Raw genomic sequence first — 386 nt, 5'->3', positions numbered from 1 at the left:
GCGTGACGAGCCCTGGATCGCTCACCAGGACCACGCCGTCCCGAATGGGCTCTCCGTGGAGCGCTACACGCTGATCGGGGGCGGCAATGCACGGATCCGCTCCCGCTTGGCAGAACTCGACATCATGACGGTGCATCGGCTCGCCCGGCAGCACCAACTCGCGGGACACACGGAGATGGCGGACTTCTTCAGCGCGTGGATCCACGAACGATTCAACTGCTATCTTCCTGCCACCGCCGAGCTCGGCGCCGGCACCACGTTCGCCTACGGCGGCGTCGGCTGCGTGATCCACGCCCGCGCGAAGATCGGCAAGGACGTGAAGATCGGCCAGGACGTCACCATCGGCGGTCGACTCCGGGTGAACTCCCCCGTGATCGGCGACCGGG

Annotated in this window: 1 pseudogene; it reads left to right on the top strand. The window is 67.1% G+C overall.

The window, feature by feature from the left end:
• Positions 1–55: 55 nt before the first annotated feature.
• Positions 56–386: pseudogene (locus I6F16_RS38380) on the top strand (hypothetical protein); the annotation flags it as partial.

This window comes from Bradyrhizobium sp. IC4060 (genome assembly GCF_020193715.1).
Classification (GTDB): domain Bacteria; phylum Pseudomonadota; class Alphaproteobacteria; order Rhizobiales; family Xanthobacteraceae; genus Bradyrhizobium; species Bradyrhizobium yuanmingense.
The sequence above is the reverse complement of the archived record's forward strand: the minus strand, read 5'-3'. Positions and strand labels throughout refer to the sequence as shown.